A 25,788-nucleotide genomic window follows, 5' to 3' on the forward strand; every position below is an offset into this window, starting at 1 on the left:
GAAGGGACTGTGATTACAAGGCATTATGAAAAAGATAATAATTATTTCTGCCACTACTATTGTAATCGGTATCACATCTTTCACTTACTTTGGTTCTAAATCACCACTACATAATGAAGCGAAAGCTGTCGAAAGTCAAAAACATACTAACCACCCAAAAGAAGAGATTCCTGCTTTTCCAAAAGCTGATCATAATGCAAAGAAAATAGACAATAACTTTTCAGTTGTAACAAATCCAAAATCTAATCTTGTCTTAATTAATAAACATCGAAAACTACCAGATGGATACATTCCTGAAGACTTAACGAGACCAAACGTACCATTTGCTAGTCCAAAAGATAAAGAAAAAACATTGCTACGCAAAGATGCTGCAGAGGCACTTGAAAACATGTTCAAAGCTGCGAAAAAAGAAGGGCTTGATCTTACAGCTGTATCTGGTTATCGTTCATACAAACGCCAAAAATCGTTGCATGATACATACGTTAGGCGTCAAGGAAAAGCTGAGGCTAATTCAGTAAGCGCAATTCCTGGTACGAGTGAACACCAAACGGGTTTAGCAATGGATATTAGTTCAAAAACAGCTAAATTTCAATTAGAGCCTATTTTCGGGGAGACAGCAGAAGGAAAATGGGTCGCGGAACACGCTCATGAATTCGGCTTTGTCATTCGTTACTTAGAAGATACAACAGATACAACAGAATATGCATATGAACCATGGCACTTACGCTACGTTGGTAATCCATACGCTACATACCTATATAAACATCACTTAACATTAGAAGAAGCGATGGAAGACAAAAAATAAGAGAGCAAATTGCTCTCTTATTTTTCTTTCACTCTATCATTGTAGTAATTTCTTCTTCCATTCTTCAGGCCACGGTTCGCCTCTTCCTGTTTTTTTCGACGCTTGAACCATCATTCCACGACCTACTAAACAAACCTCTCCTTCTGCATTCTTCACCATATAATGTAAATCCAAAGAAGAATTCCCAACCGATCCTGCCTTTACATACACCTTCAACTGTTCATCATAATATATTTGCTTAATAAAATTACATTGTAAATCCGCAACAACGATCATCGTGTCTGATGATGTATGTGTCCACTCTTGCATAAATCCAAGTTCTTTAAACAACGCGATACGAGCTTCTTCAAAATAAGTAAAAGCAACGACATTATTTACATGTCCAAACATATCTACTTCACCAAAACGAACCTTTACAGGATTGTAAAATAAAAAACCACTTTCCCATTTCTCGAAGTCTTCAATATAAGAAATTCTCTTCAACGTTATCTCCTCTTCCTCTCAAAAAAACAGAATAAACTGAAAAATACAGTTATAAATATTGCCCCTTCAAGATGAAGAGGCAATATTTATTAATAGTTATTATCGCTACCAAAGAAATCTTTGAACGATTGAATTGTTGTATCACGGTTTAATGCCGCAATTGAAGTTGTTAAAGGAATACCCTTCGGACATGATTGCACACAGTTTTGAGAGTTACCACAGTTCGCTAGTCCTCCATCTCCCATAATTGCACGTAAGCGATCTGCTTTATGCATTTCACCCGTTGGATGTGAGTTGAATAAGCGAGCTTGTGATAACGGCGCTGGTCCAATAAAGTCAGACTTACTGTTTACGTTTGGACATGATTCTAAGCAAACACCACATGTCATACATTTTGAAAGCTCATAAGCCCATTGACGCTTTTTCTCAGGCATTCTTGGTCCTGGACCTAGGTCATACGTACCATCAATTGGAATCCAAGCTTTAACGCGTTTTAGAGCATTAAACATGCGACTGCGGTCAACTTGTAAATCACGTACAACTGGGAATGTCTTCATCGGCTTTAAGCGAATTGGCTGTTCTAATTGATCAATAAGAGCCGTACATGATTGACGTGGCTTTCCGTTAATAACCATTGAACATGCTCCGCATACTTCCTCTAAGCAGTTCATATCCCATGCAATCGGAGTTGTTTGATTCCCTTTTGAATCAACAGGATTACGACGAATTTCCATAAGCGCCGAAATAATATTCATATTCGGACGATATGGAATTTCAAACTCTTGGTCAAACGCTTGTGCATCTGGTCCATCTTGTCTCGTAATGATGAGGCGGATTGTTTTCTCAGACATGTTGTTTATCCCCCTTCTCTTCACCCTTAGCAGCTACATCATGTTTTGAAGAATAATCACGTTTACGTGGTTTAATTAATGAAACATCAACGTCTTCGTAATGGAATGCTGGTGCATTTCCTTCTCCTTCAAATTTTGCCATCGTAGTTTTTAAGAAGTTTGCATCATCACGATTTGGGAATTCAGGTTTGTAATGCGCCCCGCGGCTCTCATTACGGTTATATGCGCCAATTGTAATAACACGTGCTAACTCAAACATATTTGCAAGTTGACGTGTAAATGAAGCACCTTGGTTACTCCATCTCGCTGTATCGTTAATGTTAATACGTTTGTAACGAGCCATTAACTCTTCAATTTTCGCATCTGTTTCTAATAACTTTTTATTTTCACGAACTACTGTAACGTTATCTGTCATCCATTCTCCAAGCTCTTTATGAAGAACATATGCATTTTCATTACCATCCATCGTTAAAATATTGTTAAATTTCTCTGTTTCGATTAATTCATTTTGCTCATATACAGTAGACGAAACAGCATCTGATGATTTAGAAAGACCTTTCATATATTCAATTGCGTTTGGTCCTGCTACCATACCACCATAAATTGCTGATAATAGTGAGTTTGCACCAAGGCGGTTACCACCGTGCATAGAATAATCACACTCACCTGCTGCAAATAAACCTGGAATACTCGTCATTTGCTTATAGTCAACCCATAGTCCGCCCATTGAATAGTGAACAGCTGGGAAGATTTTCATTGGTAGTTTACGAGGATCATCACCTGTAAATTTCTCATAGATTTCAATGATTCCACCAAGTTTAATATCTAGTTCTTTCGGATCTTTATGAGAAAGATCTAAGTACACCATGTTTTCACCGTTAATACCTAGTTTTTGCTCTACGCAAACATCAAAGATTTCACGCGTTGCGATATCACGAGGTACAAGGTTTCCGTAAGCCGGATATTTTTCTTCTAAGAAGTACCATGGCTTACCATCTTTATATGTCCAAACACGTCCACCTTCACCACGTGCAGATTCACTCATAAGACGTAATTTATCGTCTCCTGGAATTGCCGTTGGGTGAATTTGAATGAACTCACCATTTGCATAATATGCGCCTTGCTGATATACAGCAGACGCTGCTGTACCTGTATTAATAATGGAGTTTGTTGATTTTCCGAAAATGATACCAGGGCCCCCTGTTGCCATAATCACGGCATCAGCTCCGAAACTTTTAATCTCCATAGTTTGTAAGTCTTGTGCAACGATTCCTCGGCACACACCTTCATCATCAACAACAGCTCGTAAGAAATCCCAACCTTCATATTTCGTTACAAGTCCTGCTACTTCATGACGACGTACTTGCTCATCTAATGCGTAAAGTAATTGCTGTCCAGTTGTTGCACCAGCGAATGCTGTACGGTGATGTTGTGTTCCACCAAATCGACGGAAATCAAGAAGTCCTTCTTCCGTACGGTTGAACATAACACCCATACGGTCCATTAAATGAATGATACCAGGTGCTGCTTCACACATTGCTTTAACTGGTGGTTGGTTCGCTAAGAAGTCCCCACCATAGATTGTATCGTCAAAGTGGATCCATGGAGAATCCCCTTCACCTTTCGTATTTACGGCACCGTTAATTCCGCCCTGAGCACATACAGAATGTGAACGTTTTACTGGTACTAAAGAAAACAGTTCAACATTCACTCCTGCTTCTGCCGCTTTAATCGTTGCCATTAAGCCAGCCAAGCCACCGCCGACTACTATAAGTTTCCCTTTCATGCTCTCCCACTCCTTACTGATTTGCTAGCTGTGGATCGATGAACGCTAATAATGCACTCACACCTACATAAGATAGACCTAAGAAAATAGCTAATGTTACATAAGTAGAGATTCTTTGTGAACGTGGAGATACTGTAATTCCCCAGCTGATGCAGAATGTCCATAGTCCATTTGCAAAGTGGAAAATTGTTGAAACAACACCAACTAAGTAGAATGCAAACATAGCTGGATTGTTTAAAATATCTGCCATCATATCATAGTTTACCTCTTTACCTAACATTGCTTGAATACGAGTTTCCCAGACGTGCCAAGAAATGAAAATCAGCGTAACGATACCTGAAATTCTTTGGAAGACGAACATCCAGTTACGGAAATAACCGTAAGAAACCGCATTGTTCTTAGCTGTAAATGCAATATATAAGCCATATATAGCATGGTACAGTATCGGTAAAAAGATGATGAAAATTTCTAGCGCATACCGGAATGGAAGGAGCTCCATAAAGCCTGCAGCTTTGTTAAAAGCCTCTGCTCCTCTTGTTGCAAAGTTGTTTACAATTAGATGTTGCGTCAAAAAGACACCAACCGGGATGACCCCCATTAATGAGTGCCACTTACGAAACGTATACTCGCGGCCTTTCATGTCCCCATTACCCCCTTGAATGTTTGACTGCTGTTTTCAGATTAATTTATAACAATAATGTTTTTTCACTATTGGCATAAGAAAAACTGAAAAAATTATTCGAAATATTTCAGCATAATTTGATAACAAGTTCATTTTACCCCTATTTTTGTCGAAGCGTCAAGAAAACGTATACATAATTTGCATATAATTTGCCAATTCTTTTTTTCTTCTCAGATATTGAGATTTCCCTAAAGAAAAATCTGTTTTTATAAATGAAAAATGTTATATAATAATCCCTATAGAAAGAGGGGAATATTGTGAGTAAAAATACAATCGATATAACATCTTTAGAAGATGTTTCATTGAACGCCTTCGCTTATGAATTGCTACGTGAAGAATTACTACCTGATTTAATCGGCAACGATTTAGATGGTATTTTATACTGGTCTGGTAGAAACCTTGCAAGAAAATATCCGCTAGAAACAATTGAAGAAGTCATTCAGTTCTTTGAAAAGGCTGGCTGGGGCACTTTAAGCATTATTGAACATAAGCGTCGTGAAATGCAGTTCCAACTTAAAGGCACACTCATTGCAGAACGTCAAAAACAAAAAAGGCATTCTTCTTATCAACTAGAAGCTGGATTCATCGCTGAACAAATTCAAAAGCAACGGAACGTCGTTGCAGAGTCATATGAAGAAAAGAAAAAACGTTCTGACTCTATTACATTTCTTGTGAAATGGGATATAAAAGATCTCATTGAAGTGTAAGCATTACCTACAGTCAACTAGACATATCAGTTTAGTTGACTTTTTTGTATTTTCATTCACGTCAATTTATTTTAAATCTTCAGAAATTATAACAAAAAATAGAAGACATTGTAAACTACAACGTCTTCTTATCTGTTAAATACGTATAAATCGTCTCTGCAACATTTTTTGGCATACCTGCTTCGACAAATTCTGCTACAGAAGCTTCTTTCATCTTCTTTAATGAACCAAAATGTTTTAACAATACCTTTTTCCGTTTATCACCGATTCCTGGAATGTCATCCAATGCTGATTGAATGACAGATTTCCCGTGTAATTGACGATGGAATGTAATCGCAAATCGATGCACCTCGTCTTGAATACGCTGCAATAAATAAAATTCTTGGCTATTTCTCTCAAGCACCACAGGTTCCGGGGGATCTCCAATAATTAAATGGGAGGTTTTATGTTTGTCATCTTTTACAAGACCTGCCATCGGAATATATAATCCGAGCTCATCCTCTAAAATATCACTTGCAGCCGCCAAGTGGCCTTTTCCGCCATCAATAATAATCAAATCCGGTAAAGGTAAATTTTCTTTAAGCGCCCTTGTATAACGGCGTCTCACAACTTCCCTCATAGACTCATAATCATCTGGCCCTTGAACCGTTTTAATTTTATATTTCCTATATTCTTTCTTCGCTGGTTTCCCATCGATAAAAGCAATCATTGCAGAAACGGGATTTGTTCCTTGAATATTTGAGTTATCAAACGCTTCAATACGATACGGTGTTTCAATTCCAAGCTGCTTTCCTAAATGATCTACCGCTTTAATCGTTCGTTCTTCATCACGTTCGATTAAGTAAAACTTCTCTTCAAGAGCAATTTTTGCGTTTTTATTTGCTAATTCTACAAGGTCTTTTTTCTTACCACGTTTCGGCTGTGTCGCTTCCACTTCTAAAAAGCGCTCTACTAATTCCGAGTCTATACTTCCTGGAACGACAATTTCCTTCGGCTTAAAATGACTACTGTTTTCATAAAATTGGCCGATAAACGTTAAAAAGCCCTCTTCTGGTTCATCGTAAATCGGAAACATAGAAACATCACGTTCAATTAGCTTGCCTTTTCGAACGAAGAAAACTTGAACACACATCCATCCTTTATCCACTGCATATCCAAACACATCGCGATCCACTAAGTCACTCATAATCATCTTTTGTTTTTCCATAATCGCATCAATATGAGCAATTTGATCACGCAACTCTTTTGCACGTTCAAACTCTAGTTTCTCTGAGGCCTCATACATTTTTATTTCTAATTCTGAACGAACTTCTTTATGCCCACCATTTAAAAACTTAATAATTTCATCTACAATTTCTTTATTTTGTTCTTCCGTCACTTCTTTCACACAAGGCGCTAGACATTGATCCATATGATAATACAAACAAACTTTATCTGGCATATTCGTGCATTTCCGAAGTGGATACATACGATCTAGCAGTTTTTTCGTTTCATGAGCAGATTGTGCATTTGGATAAGGACCAAAATACTTTCCTTTATCCTTTTTTACATTTCGAGTAATGAGTAAGCGCGGTTGTTTCTCCGCTGTAATTTTAATAAAAGGATATGTTTTATCATCTTTTAATTGAATATTATATTTCGGATCATATTTTTTAATTAGATTTAACTCTAAAATAAGTGCTTCTAAATTCGAAGAGGTTACAATATATTCAAAATCAACAATTTCTCCTACAAGCCGCAGTGTTTTCCCATCATGTGAACCAGTAAAGTACGAGCGCACACGATTTTTAAGCACTTTTGCCTTTCCGACATATATAACCGTTCCTTGCTTATCTTTCATTAAATAACAACCAGGTTGATCTGGTAAAATAGCCAACTTTTCTTTCAAATGTTCGTGCACTCGTCTCCCTCCATTTCTACATGCTTAGCATTTTTATTTTCACTTGAAAACATACTATGCCAAAACACCCAACATACGTTCCTTTATTGTAACGGAAAGGATCTAAAAAAGAAAATAAAAAAAGCTACCATTTGGTAGCTTTTTTTATTTTAGAAGTGTTTAGAAACTAATTCTACTAACGCTTCTTTCGGTTTGTAACCTAACGCTTGATCAACTACTTTACCGTCTTTTAATACGAAAAGAGCTGGAATACTCATTACTTCGAATTGACGAGCAGTTTCTTGGTTTTCATCAACATCTACTTTTACTACTTTTACTTTTTCGCCTAATTCTGCATCGATTTCCTCTAATACAGGAGCGATCATTTTACAAGGTCCACACCAAGGTGCCCAGAAATCTAATAATACAACACCTTCGCTAGTTTCAGCTGCGAAGCTTTGGTCATTTGCGTTTACAATTGCCATTTTATTTCCTCCTTCAAGTATATTCTACCAAGAGTATATCATTAACTTATATACGTGGCGAATAATATGTATCGTTATGTATTGTAACAAAAAAATGTTCCTTTATACTATATAAAAATACGGATTAAATACTAAAAAGATGAGAGACAGGGGATCTCTCACCTTTTTCTATATATAGGGGTACTTCACTTGGAACTCAAGGGTACTTAAATCATGAATGTACTTTTAACTTTTTAAACTCTTCTGTTAAAAGAGGTACAACTTCGAACAAGTCACCGACAATACCGTAGTCAGCTACTTTGAAGATACTTGCTTCTGGATCTTTATTAATCGCAACGATTATTTTTGAGTTAGACATACCTGCTAAATGCTGAATCGCACCAGAAATACCACATGCAATGTATAAGTCTGGCGTAACAACTTTACCAGTTTGACCAATTTGTAATGAGTACTCACAGTATTCAGCGTCACAAGCACCACGAGATGCCCCAACAGCGCCGCCTAGTACGTCAGCTAACTCTTTTAATGGTTTAAATCCTTCTTCACTCTTCACACCGCGTCCGCCAGCGATAATAACTTTCGCTTCAGAAAGATCAACACCTTCTGCTGTTTTACGGACAACATCCTGAATGATTGTACGTAAATCTTTCACATCAACTGTAATAGAAGATACGTCACCGCTGCGAGACTCATCTTTTTCCAGAGTTGCAATGTTATTTGGACGCACTGTCGCAAATAAGATGCCGTCTGTTACAATCTTCTTCTCGAATGCTTTACCAGAGTAAATCGGACGAGTGAAGATAACATTTCCACCTTCAACCTCTAAAGCAGTTACGTCAGAAACTAAACCAGCTTCAAGCTTCGCTGCTAATTTTGGTGATAAATCTTTACCAAGTGCTGTATGTCCAAAGACAATACCTTCTGGATTTTCTTCAGCATGTACAGCTAAAAACGCTTGTGCATAACCATCAGATGTATATGATTTTAATTTATCATTTTCAACTGTCACAACGCGATCTGCACCGTAATGAATCAATTCATTTGCAAAAGAGGCAACGCTGTCTCCAACTAGAAGACCTACTACTTCACCGCCTTCTGCAATTGTTTTTGCTGCTGCTACCGCTTCAAACGAAACGTTACGTAGCGATCCATCACGAACTTCACCCATTACTAATACTTTACGAGCCATAGATTTTCCCTCCTGCATATATAATTTCGTATTTTATTAGATTACTTTCGCTTCTGTATGGAGCAACGATACAAGTTCTTTTACTTGATCTTGCAGCTCGCCTTGTAACACTTTTCCTGCATCTTTCTTAGGAGGCAAATAGATTTCAATTGTTTTTGTCTTTGCTTCCACATCATCTTCTTCTAAATCTAAATCATCTAATTCTAATTCTTCTAGTGGCTTTTTCTTCGCTTTCATAATACCTGGAAGCGATGGATAACGAGGTTCATTTAAACCTTGCTGTGCTGTTACTAACACTGGTAATGAAGTTGCAATCACTTCTGTATCACCTTCAACATCACGCTCAATCTTCACATTTGTACCGTCAATTTCAAGTTTTGTAATTGTCGTTACATACGGAATATTTAACGCTTCAGCTACGCGTGGACCTACTTGTCCAGATGCACCATCAATTGCAACGTTTCCACCTAAAATTAGATCTGCATCTTTATCTTTTAAATATTCAGCAAGCACTTTTGCTGTCGTGAACTGGTCACCATTTTCTACATCATCTTCAATATTAATTAATACCGCTTTATCACAGCCCATCGCTAATGCAGTACGAAGTTCTTTCTCACTATCTTCGCCACCGACTGTTACAACTGTAACTTCTCCACCTTGTGCGTCTCTTACTTGAATTGCTTCTTCAATTGCATATTCATCGTAAGGGTTGATGATGAATTCCGCTTCGCCATCGTAAATTGCACCGTTTTTAATTACGATTTTTTCTTCTGTATCAAATGTTCGTTTCATGAGTACGTAGATGTTCATTCCATTTACCCCCTTGTTTTTCAGAAAGATTCTATCAATTTTAATTTTCTGTTAATTTATATTAAAAAAATAATTGAACTACCTGCCACTAAATGAAGGTTTACGCTTTTCTAAAAATGCAGCTACACCTTCTCTTCCATCTTCACTCGTAAATACTTCACCAAAAATTTGTGATTCACGTTGTACACCTTCATAGTAATGAGACGATTTGGTCGTTTGCAATAACTCTAGTACAGCACGAGTTGTTGCTGGACTTTTTCCAGCAATTTGTTTTGCGACTTTAAGCGTATCATCTAAAAGTGATTCTTCAGAGAACAATCCGTTAACAAGTCCCCATTTCAATGCTTCTGCACCAGTAATTGGTGTACTTGTTAACATCATTTCACAAGCTTTTGCTTTCCCAACATAACGTGGTAAGCGCTGTGTACCTGCAAAGCCAGGAATTAATCCAAGTGTTAATTCAGGTAAACCAAGTTTTGCACTTTCAGTTGCAAAGCGCATGTGGCAAGACATAGCAAACTCAAGGCCGCCGCCCAGTGCCGCTCCATGAATTGCCGCAATAACTGGTTTTGAACATTTTTCAACACGCTCAAACGTAACTTGTCCAAGCTGTGCTAATTCTGTTGCTTGCTTCGCTTCAGTAACAGATGTAAATTCTTTAATATCTGCTCCTGCTGAGAAGAAACGTCCTTCACCGTGAATAACAACAACACGAATGTTATCATCCTTTTCCACTTGATCAATTAATTCAGTAACGTCATGCATAACTTGTGAAGACATCGCATTTGCTGGTGCATGATTTAACGTCGCCACCGCGATATGATCTTCAACTCTTACAGATAGGAATTTCAACATGATCCCTCCCATTATTGACGATAACCACAAGCTGCAATGAGTAGCCCATGTACCGTTTTTGAAAGTGCGACCAGATCATACTTATGATCGCTCATTACCCAATTGGTCACAACTTCATCTACTGTTCCAAAGATCATTTGTCTTGCCACGCGAACATTTAAATCTGCTTGAAATTCACCTTGTTTTATACCAGTCTCTAAAATCTCATCCATAACTTGTAAGTAGCCTTTTAATACTTCATTTATTTTAAGGCGCAAGTCTTGATTGGACTGCCTGAGCTCTAATTGCGTAACGATAGCAAGGGGATCATTTTGTGACAACAGCAAGAAGTGCGTTTCTACCAACATGAATAACTTCGATACAGCGCTTTCAATTCCTGCTGTTTTTTGACGAATTGTTTCGACAAAATCTCCCATCTTCTCTTGGAATAAGGATATTAATATATCTTCTTTATTTTTAAAATATAAATAAATCGTGCCATCAGCTACCCCAGCTTGCTTTGCGATTTTAGAAACTTGCGCTTGGTGGTACCCATTCTCCGCAATCACAATGACTGCCGCATCAATAATTTGATTGTATTTCGGTCTATTTTTCTTCACTTTACTGTCCCCTTCAAGAAGATGACTGAATGAATAGTCATTCATATTCTTATAATACTGACTATTTAGAAAAGTGTCAATCCTATTTTTTCAAAAAGAAAGGGCCTTAGCCCGTTTGCTCATCCTCATTCTTTCTCTTCTCTTCATCCATTAAAACACGGCGTAAAATTTTCCCTACTGTCGTTTTCGGCAATTCATCTCTAAACTCATATACTTTCGGCACTTTATAAGCCGCTAAATATTTACGTGCAAACTGATTTAATTCTTCCTCAGAGCACTCCGTACCTTCTTTTAACACAACAAATGCTTTAACTGTCTCTCCTCTGTACGGATCTGGAACTCCAATTGTCACTACTTCTTGCACTTTTTCATGCTCATATAATACTTCTTCAACTTCACGAGGATACACATTAAATCCACTCGCGACAATCATATCTTTCTTGCGATCTTTTACATAGAAGAATCCATCTTCATCCATGTATCCAACGTCACCTGTATGGAGCCAGCCATCTTGCAATACAGCCGCTGTTTCCTCTGGCTTATTCCAGTATCCTTTCATAATTTGAGGACCTTTCACTACAATTTCCCCTATTTCTCCTGGTGGTAATGCCTCACCAGTTTCAAGTGACATAATGATTGCCTCTGTATCTGGCCACGGAACTCCAATGCTACCCGGCACTCGCTTTTCCCATAAAAAATTACTATGTGTAACCGGAGATGATTCTGTTAAACCATATCCCTCTACTAGTTTACCACCTGTAACTTTTTCGAACTTTTCCTGTACTTCTACTGGCAGTGGTGCTGATCCACTAATACAAGCACGAATAGAAGAAATATCGTATTCTTTTAAAAGCGGACTATTTAAAAGAGCGATATAAATAGTTGGTGCCCCTGGAAACAATGTCACTTTATGCTTCTTAATCGCTTCAAAAACCATTTTCATATCAAACTTTGGAATAAGGACCATTTTGTATCCTTGCATAATACTTAAATTCATAACAGCTGTCATACCATAAACATGGAAAAATGGAAGAACCCCAAGAACGACTTCTTCTCCTTCTTTGCAATTATATAACCATTGAACTCCCATTAACGTGTTAGAGACGAGGTTTTTATGCGTTAACATAACTCCTTTCGGAAATCCGGTTGTTCCTCCTGTGTACTGTAAAAGAGCTAGATCATTTTCAGGATCACAAGGCACCTCAACATTCGTATTCACTTCTTTTTCTACTGAATTCCAAAGATGAATCGTTTCACTCTCTGATACTTTCACAACTAAATTCGACTGTTTTTTCTGCACAAATGGATACAATAGATTTTTAGGGAATGGTAAAAAGTCTGCAATACGAGTTACGATAATATGCTCAATTTTTGTAGCAGATTGAACATTCGTTACTCTTGGAAACACTAAATCGAGACAAAGAATTACTTTTGCTCCCGAGTCATGAAGCTGATATTCTAATTCCCTTTCTGTATACAGTGGATTGGTTTGTACTACGATACCTCCCGCAAGTAATGTACCGTAATAACCAATTACAGCTTGCGGACAATTCGGCAACATAATAGCAACTCGATCACCCTTTTCCACACCGAGCTTTTGAAGATAATTTGCAAACCTCTTCACCTTATCATGGAAGTCCGAAAACGTAATATCCTTCCCTAAAAAGTGAAGCGCTTTCTTTTCTGGGTAGCGAGAAGCCATCTGTTCTACATATCCATGAAGTGGCTGAATATCATAAGAAATCGTACTAGGAATTTCCTCTGGATAACTTTTCAACCATGTTTTTTCCACCTTCATTCCCCCTTCAAATACATAAAAAATAAAGTGAAACTTTAATCAGTGGGGATTTTTCAGCCCCACTGATTATTAGCCCACACCAATCGGGATTTTACGGGCAGTTAATCACCCAGCTAACTTCTTTACTTTCGCTGAATTTTGAGGCGGGATCTTACTGCCCGTTAATGCGGGATAAATGAATGTTCATTCATGATGGTTATTTTCATTATATTATAGTCACCATAGCGTTACAATCATAATATTCTGACTTTTTTATAACTATGCTTTACTTCATTAACTTCTTATTATATGTAGAAACTCTCCTAATCTTAAAAGAGTAAGAGAGTTTGTCATTAACTTAATCTTATAATCGTTAATACCGCTCCTGGGGTAGTTGTTGATAATGTCGCAACAGCTAACAAACCAAATAATTGCAAACTAATTGCACTCCCCGCCGCAAGGGTCGTAATAATTGTCGCACTAAATGATGTCGTTGCTAATGCAGGAGAATTAATAGTCCCAGCAAGCGGTGCCCCATTAATTGTAATTCGTGAACTAACTAATAATGAAGCGGTTATATTAATTGTATATGAAATATAATAGTTCCCTGCATTTGCAACCGTAAATACTGTGTTCCCCCCAGACACTGTAATACCTGGACCGATATTCTGATTGTTTGGAAGCGGGACATTTGTTCCACCTAGTAGTACCGATATTGCTGTTCCCGACGTATTATTTGCAAATGCGTATGTTGCCGTTATACTTGTGCCTGTTGCTCCTGTTGGGCCTGTCGCTCCCGTTGCCCCTGTATCGCCTGTTACTCCTGTCGCTCCCGTTGGGCCTGTTGCTCCTGTTATTCCTGTCGCTCCCGTTGCCCCTGTTATTCCTGTCGCTCCCGTTGGACCTGTATCGCCTGTTACTCCCGTCGCTCCTGTTACTCCTGTCGCTCCCGTTGCCCCTGTGTCGCCTGTTACTCCTGTCGCTCCCGTTGAGCCTGTTGCTCCTGTTATTCCTGTCGCTCCCGTCGGACCGGTTGGACCAACCTTAGGAACTGTCCCATCGCAACTAAAACAGCATGAATCAACATGTACACCATTTTGATTATTACACCCACAATATCCATTTATGTTATTACTCCATGAAGACATGTTGATCACTTCCTTTACATTCGATCTTTTTAGCGCAATCACCGAATCAAAAAACACCTATCTAAATAACAAAGAAATACTTAGCCTAGTGGGGGATAAAACACAGATTTCCTCCATACATTCTAGTAATTATTACATGCGATTCACTCTCCTTTTGCTTGTACTTTCGCCCCATCTCCACAGATTATTAACCATACACATTACGCTTTCGTACACAGACAAGTTCCCATTTAAACTTTCCACATTCGCCAATCTTTTTAGTAAAGAGGCTGATTCTTCATAAATAGCAACTATAATATATAAAAATCCGTATAACTTGTTATTTTTATTCAAAATTTTAAAAAAATATTGACACTTAAATTATCCTCATAGTATGATTTGGGTGTTGTAATTGATAACCATTTTCACTTATGGTGCTAGTTACAAAAAACACTTAATTTGGGGGCAGAAGATGAAGAAAATTCTCAGTATTTTCATAGTAGTTCTTCTATTCGCTGTTGGATGCGGACAGCAAAAAGAGGAGAAAAAGGAAACAAAAGCGGACAATAAAAATCAAGCTATAACAATTAAACACGCTGAAGGGGAAACAAAGTTAGATAAACCAGCGAAAAAAGTAGTTGTACTTGAGTGGGTATATTCAGAAGACTTATTAGCACTTGGTGTTCAGCCAGTAGGGATGGCAGACATTAAGAATTATAATAAATGGGTAAATACAAAAACAAAACCAAGTAAAGATGTTGTAGATGTAGGGACACGTCAACAACCAAACTTAGAAGAAATTAGCCGTTTAAAACCAGATTTAATTATCACAGCTTCATTCCGTAGTAAAGCAATTAAAAATGAATTAGAGCAAATTGCACCAACAGTTATGTTTGATCCATCAACAAGCAATAACGATCACTTTGCTGAAATGACAGAAACATTTAAACAAATTGCAAAAGCAGTTGGAAAAGAAGAAGAAGGTAAAAAAGTATTAGCTGATATGGATAAAGCCTTCGCTGATGCAAAAGCAAAAATTGAGAAAGCAGACTTAAAAGATAAAAACATCGCAATGGCACAAGCATTTACTGCTAAAAACGTACCAACATTCCGTATCTTAACTGACAATTCTTTAGCTTTACAAGTTACAAAAAAATTAGGTTTAACAAATACTTTTGAAGCAGGAAAATCTGAGCCAGATGGTTTCAAACAAACAACTGTAGAATCATTACAAAGTGTACAAGATTCAAACTTCATTTACATTGTAGCGGATGAAGATAACATTTTTGACACTCAACTAAAAGGCAACCCTGCTTGGGAAGAATTAAAGTTCAAAAAAGAAAACAAAATGTATAAATTAAAAGGCGACACTTGGATTTTCGGTGGTCCTGAGTCTGCAACATCTTTAGCAACACAAGTAGCAGATGTAATGACAGCGAAGAAGTGATTACACAATGAATAGCCTACAACATACACTTCGAGCAAGTCTTGTATTCGGAGGAGCAGCTCTCTTGCTCCTCCTTTTCTTTATTCATATCGGACAAGGTCAAGCAAACATTTCCTATAGTATGATTATTGATGCTCTTATCTCACCGAACCAATCACTAGAGCATCAAACTTTAATTATGCTTCGATTACCTAGGGCCGTAATTGCCATTTTAGCTGGAGGTGCTCTTGCTGCATCTGGGGTCATTTTACAAACATTAACGAAAAATCCACTTGCTGAATCCAGTACAATGGGTATTCACTCTGGCGCATATTTCTTTCTAGTAGCGGCTACAATTTTTTTACCAAAAGGTCTGCAAATTAATTCACTTCTTTTCACATTTATCGGCGGTGCTATTACCGCTTTATTTGTATACCGTATTTCTGGTGGAAAAAAGGGAACCCCACTTAGAATGGCACTAGCTGGTATGGTCGTTACATTAATGCTTTCTGCCTTTACTGGAACGATGCAGCTTTTCTATGAAAATGAAACAGCTGGTTTATTTTTATGGGGAGCTGGATCTCTTATTCAAAATAACTGGGATGGCGTTCAATTTGCTTTTCCATTTATCATTATTTCTTTCCTAGTTTTACTATTTATGTCTCGTAAACTCAACATTCTCTTACTTGGTGATGATGTCGCTGTTTCTCTTGGTGAAAAAACAGCAGTAACACGTCTTATCGCCTTCATTGCTGCGATCTTTTTAACAGCAGTAATTGTAACTGTTGTTGGACCAATTGGATTTGTTGGCTTAGTTGCACCACATTTAATGCGTCTTATTGGCTACCGTCAACACTTTACTCTCCTTCTCTCTTCTTTCTTATGGGGAGCTGTACTATTACTTGGAGCTGATGTCGTTGGTAGACTAATAGATCCAACTGGGGCTGAACTTCCTGTCGGAGCAGTCACGGCAATGATTGGATCACCTTGGCTTATTTACTTAGTCTATCGAATGATGAAATCGAAACAATATATGAATGATAACGGAGCGAATGCAGCTGGAGCTAGTTCTCGCTATTACTCTTATAAAAAGGTAATCATTATCTCTATCACACTTTGCATTGTGACAATTACTCTTGGTGTTACAATCGGTAGTAACGCTTATATCGAAAGTATTACAAATGTTATATCAGGACAATTAACACAATTTGATAAAAATATGATGATGAACCTTCGTTTACCAAGAATGCTCGTTGCTGCTATTGCTGGCGCATGCCTTGCAATAAGTGGGCTTGTTTTCCAAGGTATATTACGAAACCCACTCGCCGATCCTTCTATTATTGGTATTTCATCGGGAGCTGGTGTTGGTGCTTTAACTATTATGTATGTCTTTCCCGCACTTCCTGGTTTCTTCCTACCAATTGGTGCATTTATCGGCGGACTACTTTCAGTTGGAATTGTTCTCTTCTTCTCATGGAAATCAGGATTTAGCCCAACAGCCCTTGCTTTAATAGGAATTGGTATTTCAGCTCTCGGTTCAGCGATTATTCAAATCTTTATCGTTAGAGCAAATTTGAACGTTGCTGCTGCTTTAACATGGCTATCAGGTAGCACGTATGCAAGAGGATGGAATCACTTAGAAAATATCATTCTATATCCATCGCTAATTCTTGTATTCATTATCTTTTTCTTAATAAAACAACTTGATGTTCTCGTACTTGGAGACGATTTAGCAACGGGACTCGGGCAACCAGTAAATAAAACGCGCCTTGCCCTCATTGTGTTAGCAACACTACTTGCATCTGTAAATATCGCAGCTGTCGGTACAATTGCCTTTCTAGGTCTTGTTGCGCCACACTTAGCACGAATCGTCGTTGGTATGAATCATCAAAGATTATTCGTTTGCTCCGCACTATTTGGAGCAATCCTTCTTTCCATTGCTGATTTACTCGGACGAACAATTGCATATCCGAAAGAAATTCCTTCTGGACTTGTCGTTGCTGTACTTGGAGCACCTTATTTCTTATGGTTGATGAGGAAGAGTGGGAAGAAGGTTAATTAAAAAGGAGGCTTCGTTTTAGAAGCCTCCTTTTTATATACTAAATAAAGTGAAACTTTAATTAGTGGAGGGGTTCTTCATCCCCGCTGATTATTAGCCCACACCAATCGGACTTTTATGAGCAGTGGATCTCCCACCTAACTTCTTTGCTCCAGCCGAATCTTGAGGTGGAAGTTTTACTGTTCGACGAATAGCCGGATAAATTACTCTGATCTCACTAATTTCACAGATTTAGTACTCCCCATAAACTCATGATGTACAGTTAATGTGTTCTCCTCAATTTTCAAATCAGCCTTATGCTTTATTTCCCCCACTAAAAATACAAGCTCTACAGAAATAATCCCTTGGTCCACACTTAATATTCGAAAGTCTCCTATAGTAGTCCCTTTCCCAAAAATATTATGTTCCATAAATTCTCCGCCTGTTTTCTCACTATTAATAGATTCTATTTCCAACCCAACTGGCCTGTCTGTACTTTCTGATGACATCCAAGACCCCTTTAACTTTCCAATATCAGCCTCTTTTTTCTTTTCATTTTTTAACTCTTCCTCTTTTTTCTTAACTTCTGCTTGTTGAGTTAGTAAGCCATCGATTTGCTTATTCAGCTCTTCGGCCCGTTGATTTTCCGAAATAAATTGTTGATTTTGGCCAGTATCGTTAACAATTTTATTTACTATCCCTTTAGCCTCTTCATACTTTTTATCATTCTTTAACTTCTCTGCCTTTTCCAATTGACCTATATATTGACCTTTTAACTCTTTATGCTCTATGAGCGAATCTTTTTGTTCTTTCGCTTGACTTTGAAGGATTGCGGAACCATCTTTCATCTTTTCTACTTCTTGAAACAAACCTATTGCTTGTTCTATATTTCCACTCGATTTCTCTTTTATCGAACTTATCATCTTAGTAGTTTGGTCTTTTAATACCTTTGCTTCTTTATCATCCTTTTTCTCTTCTAATGCTAGCTCAAATGATGCTACTGCCGTGTCATATTCTTTACTCGCTAACGCCAATTTCCCTTGATCCATTGCTTTTTTATAGGTTTCATTGCTACATCCTACCATTAAAAATAAAATTATGATTCCTAAAATCAATCTTTTCATAATATCTCCCTAAATTAATATAATTCTATATACACTCAATAGTATCATAAAATTTATATATAAAATTTTAAATACCATCATTAAAACATAAAGGGAACTTGTCATTTCTTCTCGAACTTAATCTATGAACATAAGTAGAGGGGGATAACAATAATGTACCAAACAATTGAAGGCTTTTTACAATCATGGACATACGAAGCAGAGTCTACTCAGAAAATGCTTGATTCATTAACCGATGCATCTTTATCACAGGAAATTGCACCTGAACATTGGACTTTAGGAAGAGTTGCTTGGCACATCGTGACGGCAATTCCTGTTATACTATCTGGCACAGGGCTAAAGTTTGAAGGAGAATCGAAAGATTATCCTGTTCCAACTTCTGCAAAAACAATTGCAGATGAATACCGTAAAGTAAACGCGGCTTTTGTTGAAACACTTCAAAGTAAATGGACTGATAAAGACTTAGCTACTATTAATGACTTCTTTGGTCGCCCTATGCCGAATTCTATATTTTTAATGACACTCATTAATCATCAAAATCACCACCGCGGGCAAATGACGGTTTTAATGCGACAAGCCGGCTTAACAGTTCCTGGCGTATATGGTCCCGCAAAAGAAGAATGGGCTGCGGCTGGAATGGAAGCTCCTAAAATGTAACGACAAAAAAGACAAGATGTTTACATATCTTGTCTTTTTCTGTAACTTGTTTCATGTGAAACTTTATAATGCATCTTCACTCTCAATATTTTTAATCCCAAAATAAGCAATCACCATACCGATCGCTGAAAATGTGAATTGAAGAGGTAGAAAAGTCGCTATCGGAAATATTGGCTGGTTATTAATTGCGATTGACACAACAATAATAGATGAAACAATTGTAGTTGGCACTGAACGTTTACGCATTCCGAAATATAGCGGGATTAAACTTATTCCCGCAGTTGCAATAGCTAAAGGAACAAGATTTATTCCTTCTTGCACTAATTGATCTACTGTAAATGGATTAGGAAGAATTGAAAAATAGCTATCTATCCCAAAGAAAACTCCTACTATTAAAATGTTAGATACAATAACTGTTATAAATGTTAATGTCGCTGTAATGACCAACTTACTAATCATCATTTTTCTCCGATTAATAGGATAAGAAAACATAAGTATTATTGTTTTATTTTTATATTCACCAATTATTAACCTTGCGATTAACACACTACCAAAAACAATAAATGTTGCTCTTACTAATGTACTAGCCGTTAACAACATCATCTGCGGATCTCTTATTTCCGGATCACCTTCTACTTGAGCAACGATGCTCGTAAAGATCATTAATGCCAGTATAGTAATATTTGCAATAACTGCCCCTTTTACGTACCAGCCAAGCTTAAACTTTTTCAATTCTAGCTTCATAAGACGTAACATGATAGTCCTCCTTTCCCCTGAAACACCTTAACCCCCAAAACCACACTAGCAATTGTAATAAGTAAAATTGCAATTACTATTATCTTTTTCACCATTCATACCCCAGTTCGTTGTTGTTTTAAGCTTACTTCATGCCACATCAACCTTGTCGATTTTACGATAAGATAGATAACTAATGAAAATCCCTAATAAACAGAGCACAATTGGGATAGCTATAAAATCAAACATACTTACTTGACCGTTTCCAGCCCCAACGTTACCACTAATCAGCATACCAATTATTACTGCGGAAGTAATCGTTGTAGGTGTCGATTTCTTTCTCATTCCAAAAAATAAAGGAATTAAACTTATACCAGATATCATAAATGCACTTATAATAGTAGCTGGAACGATAGCTATTATTTCGCCTATCGTAGCAGGTGTTTCAATCAGTCCCATCATTGGACTCACAAAATAAACGAGCAAACTAATAATGAAAGTAGCGATAATCGTGCTCACAAAACAAAAACAAAAAACAATTGTTAATTTCGCCCTCATTAGCATTTTCCTTTGCAGCGGGTACATAAACGATAGTTGCATTGTTTTGTTCTTATACTCGTCTATTACTAACCGTGATAAAATGACCGAACTAAAAATAATGAATGTTATCCTAATAAAAGTGTTTATTAAAACCATTTGTTGCGTGAAGTCAAAGAAGAGCACGTCTCCCTCGGCTTTAATTCCCAACGCCATAAGGCTTACTGCAGCGAAAATTGCTATAATACAAATTGCTACCCCTTTAAAGTAACTAGATAATTTATGTTTCTTCCATTCGGGCTTCATTAATCTAAGCATACAAACCACTCCTCCATTCTTTATATAACTGTCTTTATGCTGCTAACATTCTAATTCCAGCAGTAACGAAGCTTAACATTCCTATCACTAGTAGAATTAACAACCATTTCCGCTCTGGTTTTCTATAATATAAAATTCCACTTATTAGCATTACGATAAATCCACTTACCAGGTTCAGCCACAGTCCATTAAGCATGAATACCTTCTCCATCCATTACATTTAAGAAATATTCTTCTAAGGAACTATGTTTCTTATTAATACTTTCAATTTCCACATCGTTCATAATAAGTGCTTTTGAAATGGCCTGCTGAGACACTGACGTATCATACACACGAATCATGGTTCCACTCATTATTTTGTAGTTTTTTATACCAAGTTTATCTTCTAAAATATAAGCTGCACGTTTCACATCAGGAACAGTGATTTCAATGTACTCTGTTTGCTTTCCGTTAATACTCTTCATTGAAACTTCTTTTATTAGTTTTCCATTTTGAATCACACCAATTGTATCGGCCATTAATTCCATCTCACCTAAAATATGACTAGAAACTAATAATGTAATACCGTATTCTTTGCAGAGCATTTTAAATAAGTCTCGTAACTCTTTAATGCCAATTGGATCTAAACCGTTAATTGGTTCATCTAAAATGAGCAATTCTGGCTTTGTCACGATTGCCCTTGCAATACCGAGTCGTTGTTTCATTCCTAATGAAAAATCTTTTACTTTTTTATTATCTACCCCTTGTAGTTTCACTAAATGTAAAGCATGGTCAATTGCATTTTTATCGTAGTAGCCCATATATTCACAATGCAGGTCTAAGTTTTCTTTCGCCGTTAATTTATCATAAAAGATTGGGTATTCAATAATTGTCCCCATTCTTTTTAATACTTCATACGATGTATCTGTTAATTTCTCACCGAAAATTTCTATATCACCACTCGTCGGTTTTATTAAATTTGTAATCATTTTCATAATCGTTGTTTTACCAGCACCGTTTGGTCCTAAAAAACCATAAATTTCTCCTTTTTTCACATGCATGTTAACACCGGAAATAACTTCTTTCCCTTTAAACACTTTCGTTAACTGGTTTGTTTTTACTATATATGTCATGTTACTTTCCCCTTTCGCAATACTCTATATTTCTATAATAGACAACAGAAATCTCTTTTTTCTTACCCGTTCCTTACAAATTCCTTACGCTGAAAAAAAGCTTGTAGAATTTACTTCTCTACAAGCTAAAACAGCATCTTTTTTAATACAACTGTAAAAATTGTTTTTTCATAGGGCTTACTAGAAAGATGTATTTCTCCGTCCATCGCTTCCACAAGCCGTTTCGTAATCGTTAATCCTAGACCGCTTCCTTGGTACGATCTATTTCTTGAATCTTCAAGTGTGTACATTCGCTCAAACACTTTATCAATATGAGATTCATCAATTCCTTTTCCTTTATCCCATACGTCTATATACACACTCGTTTCATCATCTCTTAAAGTCATACCGAGTGTCTTTCCATCATCTCCATATGTAATTGCATTTGATATTAAATTATTCAATACTCTGCCTAATACTTCTACATTTCCAAGTGCGTATATATTTCTTTCTGGTATATCAATATGAACCTGAAAACCTTTCGTCGTCACTAAATCATAAAAAGATAAAATCTTCTCGCGGCAAACTTCATTCATATTTACTTTTGTCATTTCAATTGCTTTGTCACCAGATTCTAATTTTGCCAAATCAAAAAACTTATGAATTAGCTCCATCACTTCTAATGTTTTCGTATGCACTTTTTCAAGTAATATTTGTTGTTCTTCTTCACTTATCGTTTTATCCTTATTTAACATTTCTGTATATCCAAGAATAACTGTTAGTGGTGTTTTCAAGTCATGCGAAATATTTGAAAGCATTTTTCTCATCGAAATTTCTACTTTGGCATGATCTGCATTCGTTTTCTGTTTTGCATCTAATAATTGATTAATTGCCACTAATAATTTTTGCAATTCTAGATCATCTGTCATAACGAGTAACGTCTCGCCTGTTTTGTCATTTACAATACTTTCTAACTTTTCATATGTGTATCGTAAATTTTTACTACTATTTTTTCTCATTTTATATTGCATATAAATGACACATAACAATATAAAAATAATACCTATTAACAAATTGACCATATTACATCACTTCCAACTTATAGCCGATGCCCCATAACGTTTTAATATATTCTGGATTAGATGGATCACTTTCAATTTTCTCACGCAATCTTCTCATATGAACATTAATAACGTTATCATCACCGTAATACTCTTCATTCCAAACTAACGTATATATTTGCGCTTTTGTAAATACACGATTTTGATTTTTTACGAACAGTTTTAAAATCTCAAATTCTTTTAAAGTGAGCTTGAGAGGGTTCCCGTTTTTTTCTACAGTAAAATTAATTGGATCGATTGTTAAATCGCCAATCTGAATCATCTTTTCTGTTGTTTCTGTAGCCGAGTATTTCGTAGACCGCCGAATCCCTGCTTTTACACGTGCAGCCAATTCAATCATAGAAAATGGCTTACAAATGTAATCATCTGCTCCAAGTCCTAAGCCAACAGCTTTATCAACATCTGTATCTTTTGCCGACATCATTAAAATCGGAACAGCACTTTTTTCACGAATAATACGTACAACCTCTAATCCGTCTAACTTCGGCATCATTATATCAAGGATCACTAAATCAAAAGATGATTTAAAAAAGGTTTGCACCCCTGCTTCCCCGTCAGACGCCATCGTAACTTGAAAGCCTTCCTTTAATAAATATTTTTCCACCATCTCTTGAATTGAAATATCATCTTCAACTAATAAAATATGATGTGACATATGTCTATCCCCTTTTTTTACAAACATTAACATATCAATTGTATCGCAACGAATGAATGCTGGAAACAGTTATATGAATTTTCAAACCAACTTCCCTTCCTTCCTTAACAATGATATGATGAAATTCACTACGATTGTTCATAATTAACTTTATATAAAGGAGACTTATCATGTCAGAAAACAAAAAAGTAAGCTTAGCTGATTTAATGCGTGAACAACTTGCTAAGAAAAAGCAAGGAAATGGAAATGGTCAAAATGCAAAAAATCAAAACCAAGAAACGAAAAAATTACAAAACCAACAAACAAAGAAGACAAACAACCAACGTAGACGTACAGGTGTGTAAATGAACGGACAAAAACGTTCTAATATCGCACCCGGCCTTGAAGTTGATATTGTATTAAAACAAGATCAACGAACAGGCAAATTAACACGTGGCATTGTAAAAGATATTTTAACAAACTCCCCTTCCCATCCACATGGCATTAAAGTGCGATTGCAGGACGGGCAAGTCGGTAGAGTACAAAATATCGTTCAATAAGAATAGGAGCTCAAGTAAACTCGAGCTCCTTTTTCTTTATTAACCTTTAATTTTCTCGATGAAAACTACTTTTAAATAGTCTCCTTCTTTAAATTGATCAATGGTACGGAAATCTTCTGGTAAAGAATGTTCTTCTAATATTTTATATTTGCCATTCATTTCTTTAAAGGCTGTATCGATAAAGCCTTTAAACTTTTTCATATCGAATGCACTACAATTTGTAGAAGCAACGATAATACCGTTATTTTCTGTAATAGCAATTGTTTCTTTCAATAAATTTTTATAATCTTTTGCTGCACTAAATGTATATTTTTTTGATCGGGCGAAGCTTGGAGGATCAAGTACGACCATATCAAATTTCATCTTTTTCTTAGCTGCATATTTGAAGTAAAGAAATACATCTTCTACAATAATATCTTGTGCTTCATAATCAACTTCATTGACACTAAACTGCTCAATCGTTTTACTTAAACTACGATTTGCAAGGTCAACACTCGTCGTTTTACTCGCTCCGCCAAGCGCTGCAAATACAGAGAAAGCACCTGTATAAGAGAACATATTTAACACTGTTCTTCCCTTTGCATATTTATCACGAATTTGTTTTCGAACGTTACGTTGATCTAAAAATACACCAACCATTGCCCCGTCATTTAAATAAACAGCGAAGTTCACACCGTTCTCTTTTACGATAAGCGGGAACTCACCGCGCTCTCCTGCTACGAAATCATCACCCTCAATATATTTCCCTTTCGTATCAAAACGCTTCTTCTCATAAATGCCTTTAAAGTTTGCTACTTTTTGCAGAGCTGCTATAATCTCATCTCTGAAAGTATAAATCCCTTCACTATACCAACTTACTACGTAGTAGCCGTCATAATAATCGATAATTAGTCCGCCAAGACCATCACCTTCACCGTTTAGGGCGCGGAATGCTGTCGTATCACTTGATTTATAAAATTGTTTTCGTTTATGTAAGGCAGATTTGATTTTACTTTCAAAGAAAGATTGATTAATTTGTTCACTCTCTTTTCTCGTTAAAATCCAGCCGTATCCTTTATTTTGTTTTCCATAATAACCTTTTCCGACAAAGTTGTTCTTCTCATCTACTACTTTGATGATTGTCCCTTCTTCACGAACATCGTTTAAATTTTGAATTGCATCTTTTAAAATAAGTGGATATCCACTTTTAATTTCTTTTATAAATTTCGGTTTTATTTTTATAGTTACTTCTGATCGCATATAATAACTTCCTTTCCATTTGCATGCTTTCTCTATAGGAAGCATTTAAAAAACGAGCCCGAAAAAACAGCCTCGTTTCACTATACCATATTATTGCTTTGCTAGTACAACTCGCTCATTCTCGCACTTAACCGCCACATATTTACTACGTTTTGAAATGGAAATCTCACTGTCCAAAATAATAGAAAAAAATTATATATTTCACATTTACCATTGACAATGATAATGATTTTCATTATCATTTAATGTATATGAGTTCTTGAAAATATAGCT

27 protein-coding genes are annotated in these 25,788 nt (G+C 36.6%); 7 read left to right on the forward strand and 20 right to left on the reverse strand.

Annotation, left to right across the window (positions count from 1 at the left end):
- Positions 1-25: 25 nt before the first annotated feature.
- Positions 26-805 (forward strand): M15 family metallopeptidase, encoded by a 780-nt coding sequence (locus DOS87_RS24745; RefSeq protein WP_098578089.1) that lies wholly within the window; start codon positions 26-28, stop codon positions 803-805.
- Between the two features lie 36 nt (positions 806-841).
- On the opposite strand, the gene DOS87_RS24750 is transcribed toward DOS87_RS24745, so the two are convergent.
- The 4 genes from DOS87_RS24750 to sdhC form a co-directional block, all read right to left on the reverse strand.
- A complete protein-coding gene (locus DOS87_RS24750) occupies positions 842-1,288 on the reverse strand; it encodes an acyl-CoA thioesterase (RefSeq protein WP_000822726.1) in 447 nt (148 codons plus the stop codon).
- An 89-nt stretch (positions 1,289-1,377) separates the two neighbouring features.
- Positions 1,378-2,139 carry a succinate dehydrogenase iron-sulfur subunit gene (gene sdhB, locus DOS87_RS24755; RefSeq protein ID WP_001291827.1) on the reverse strand — a complete coding sequence of 254 codons (762 nt, stop codon included), beginning with the start codon at positions 2,137-2,139 and terminating at the stop codon, positions 1,378-1,380.
- A complete protein-coding gene (gene sdhA / locus DOS87_RS24760) occupies positions 2,132-3,925 on the reverse strand; it encodes a succinate dehydrogenase flavoprotein subunit (protein WP_000676742.1) in 1,794 nt (597 codons plus the stop codon). The genes sdhB and sdhA overlap by 8 nt, the downstream gene beginning before the upstream one ends.
- Positions 3,926-3,938: 13 nt before the next feature.
- Positions 3,939-4,565, reverse strand: coding sequence for a succinate dehydrogenase cytochrome B558 (sdhC, locus tag DOS87_RS24765; protein ID WP_000678354.1), 627 nt, complete (start codon positions 4,563-4,565; stop codon positions 3,939-3,941).
- Between the two features lie 299 nt (positions 4,566-4,864).
- Between sdhC and DOS87_RS24770 the strand changes: the two genes are divergently transcribed.
- Entirely contained in the window at positions 4,865-5,314 is a 450-nt protein-coding gene (locus tag DOS87_RS24770; protein ID WP_000042214.1) for a YslB family protein, read from the forward strand.
- 115 nt (positions 5,315-5,429) lie between these two features.
- Here DOS87_RS24770 and uvrC read toward each other — a convergent pair whose 3' ends face one another.
- From uvrC to DOS87_RS24810, 8 genes are all read right to left on the reverse strand, one after another.
- Entirely contained in the window at positions 5,430-7,214 is a 1,785-nt protein-coding gene (gene uvrC / locus DOS87_RS24775; protein WP_000544289.1) for an excinuclease ABC subunit C, read from the reverse strand.
- Positions 7,215-7,363: 149 nt separating this feature from the next.
- Positions 7,364-7,678, reverse strand: coding sequence for a thioredoxin (trxA, locus tag DOS87_RS24780; RefSeq protein ID WP_001018943.1), 315 nt, complete (start codon positions 7,676-7,678; stop codon positions 7,364-7,366).
- A gap of 211 nt (positions 7,679-7,889) precedes the next feature.
- Positions 7,890-8,867, reverse strand: a complete 978-nt coding sequence (gene etfA / locus DOS87_RS24785) for an electron transfer flavoprotein subunit alpha (RefSeq protein ID WP_000101957.1) — start codon at positions 8,865-8,867, stop codon at positions 7,890-7,892.
- A gap of 36 nt (positions 8,868-8,903) precedes the next feature.
- Positions 8,904-9,677, reverse strand: a complete 774-nt coding sequence (gene etfB / locus DOS87_RS24790; RefSeq protein WP_001029028.1) for an electron transfer flavoprotein subunit beta — start codon at positions 9,675-9,677, stop codon at positions 8,904-8,906.
- A gap of 78 nt (positions 9,678-9,755) precedes the next feature.
- The gene (locus DOS87_RS24795) at positions 9,756-10,532 is read right to left on the reverse strand and encodes an enoyl-CoA hydratase (protein ID WP_000911292.1); all 777 of its coding nucleotides are present in this window, start codon (positions 10,530-10,532) and stop codon (positions 9,756-9,758) included.
- An 11-nt stretch (positions 10,533-10,543) separates the two neighbouring features.
- Positions 10,544-11,176, reverse strand: a complete 633-nt coding sequence (locus DOS87_RS24800; protein ID WP_002008659.1) for a fatty acid metabolism transcriptional regulator FadR — start codon at positions 11,174-11,176, stop codon at positions 10,544-10,546.
- 61 nt (positions 11,177-11,237) lie between these two features.
- The gene (locus DOS87_RS24805; RefSeq protein WP_000416318.1) at positions 11,238-12,923 is read right to left on the reverse strand and encodes a long-chain-fatty-acid--CoA ligase; all 1,686 of its coding nucleotides are present in this window, start codon (positions 12,921-12,923) and stop codon (positions 11,238-11,240) included.
- A gap of 338 nt (positions 12,924-13,261) precedes the next feature.
- Positions 13,262-14,056 carry a BclA C-terminal domain-containing protein gene (locus DOS87_RS24810; RefSeq protein ID WP_199669628.1) on the reverse strand — a complete coding sequence of 265 codons (795 nt, stop codon included), beginning with the start codon at positions 14,054-14,056 and terminating at the stop codon, positions 13,262-13,264.
- Between the two features lie 451 nt (positions 14,057-14,507).
- Here DOS87_RS24810 and DOS87_RS24815 point away from each other — a divergent pair, with 451 nt between their 5' ends.
- On the forward strand, positions 14,508-15,482 hold the full coding sequence (locus DOS87_RS24815; protein WP_000722824.1) for an ABC transporter substrate-binding protein: 975 nt from the start codon (positions 14,508-14,510) through the stop codon (positions 15,480-15,482).
- 7 nt (positions 15,483-15,489) lie between these two features.
- A complete protein-coding gene (gene fhuB / locus DOS87_RS24820; protein WP_208730133.1) occupies positions 15,490-17,523 on the forward strand; it encodes a Fe(3+)-hydroxamate ABC transporter permease FhuB in 2,034 nt (677 codons plus the stop codon).
- 200 nt (positions 17,524-17,723) lie between these two features.
- Here fhuB and DOS87_RS24825 read toward each other — a convergent pair whose 3' ends face one another.
- Entirely contained in the window at positions 17,724-18,623 is a 900-nt protein-coding gene (locus tag DOS87_RS24825) for a tetratricopeptide repeat protein (RefSeq protein WP_081143665.1), read from the reverse strand.
- Positions 18,624-18,776: 153 nt separating this feature from the next.
- On the opposite strand from DOS87_RS24825, the gene DOS87_RS24830 reads away from it, so the two are divergent.
- A complete protein-coding gene (locus tag DOS87_RS24830; protein WP_000284973.1) occupies positions 18,777-19,280 on the forward strand; it encodes a DinB family protein in 504 nt (167 codons plus the stop codon).
- Positions 19,281-19,343: 63 nt separating this feature from the next.
- On the opposite strand, the gene DOS87_RS24835 is transcribed toward DOS87_RS24830, so the two are convergent.
- From DOS87_RS24835 to DOS87_RS24860, 6 genes are all read right to left on the reverse strand, one after another.
- Positions 19,344-20,036 (reverse strand): ABC transporter permease, encoded by a 693-nt coding sequence (locus DOS87_RS24835; RefSeq protein ID WP_000945188.1) that lies wholly within the window; start codon positions 20,034-20,036, stop codon positions 19,344-19,346.
- Positions 20,037-20,165: 129 nt separating this feature from the next.
- A complete protein-coding gene (locus DOS87_RS24840) occupies positions 20,166-20,870 on the reverse strand; it encodes an ABC transporter permease (RefSeq protein WP_208730134.1) in 705 nt (234 codons plus the stop codon).
- Between the two features lie 34 nt (positions 20,871-20,904).
- Positions 20,905-21,066 (reverse strand): hypothetical protein, encoded by a 162-nt coding sequence (locus DOS87_RS24845; RefSeq protein WP_000931814.1) that lies wholly within the window; start codon positions 21,064-21,066, stop codon positions 20,905-20,907.
- Positions 21,059-21,982 carry an ABC transporter ATP-binding protein gene (locus DOS87_RS24850; RefSeq protein WP_000221121.1) on the reverse strand — a complete coding sequence of 308 codons (924 nt, stop codon included), beginning with the start codon at positions 21,980-21,982 and terminating at the stop codon, positions 21,059-21,061. Before DOS87_RS24850 ends, DOS87_RS24845 begins: the two co-directional genes overlap by 8 nt.
- 125 nt (positions 21,983-22,107) lie before the next feature.
- Complete coding sequence (locus DOS87_RS24855; protein ID WP_000247674.1) at positions 22,108-23,043, reverse strand: HAMP domain-containing histidine kinase; 936 nt, start codon at positions 23,041-23,043, stop codon at positions 22,108-22,110.
- 1 nt (position 23,044) lies between these two features.
- Positions 23,045-23,737 (reverse strand): response regulator transcription factor, encoded by a 693-nt coding sequence (locus DOS87_RS24860; protein ID WP_000018046.1) that lies wholly within the window; start codon positions 23,735-23,737, stop codon positions 23,045-23,047.
- Positions 23,738-23,907: 170 nt separating this feature from the next.
- Between DOS87_RS24860 and DOS87_RS24865 the strand changes: the two genes are divergently transcribed.
- Entirely contained in the window at positions 23,908-24,081 is a 174-nt protein-coding gene (locus tag DOS87_RS24865) for a hypothetical protein (protein WP_001293576.1), read from the forward strand.
- Complete coding sequence (locus tag DOS87_RS24870) at positions 24,082-24,276, forward strand: YwbE family protein (protein WP_001014310.1); 195 nt, start codon at positions 24,082-24,084, stop codon at positions 24,274-24,276.
- 39 nt (positions 24,277-24,315) lie between these two features.
- On the opposite strand, the gene DOS87_RS24875 is transcribed toward DOS87_RS24870, so the two are convergent.
- Positions 24,316-25,515 carry a class I SAM-dependent rRNA methyltransferase gene (locus DOS87_RS24875; RefSeq protein WP_001255945.1) on the reverse strand — a complete coding sequence of 400 codons (1,200 nt, stop codon included), beginning with the start codon at positions 25,513-25,515 and terminating at the stop codon, positions 24,316-24,318.
- Positions 25,516-25,788 lie beyond the last annotated feature (273 nt).

It is taken from the genome of Bacillus sp. CR71, assembly GCF_003429245.1.
In the GTDB taxonomy this organism is placed as follows: Bacteria; Bacillota; Bacilli; order Bacillales; family Bacillaceae_G; genus Bacillus_A; species Bacillus_A thuringiensis_S.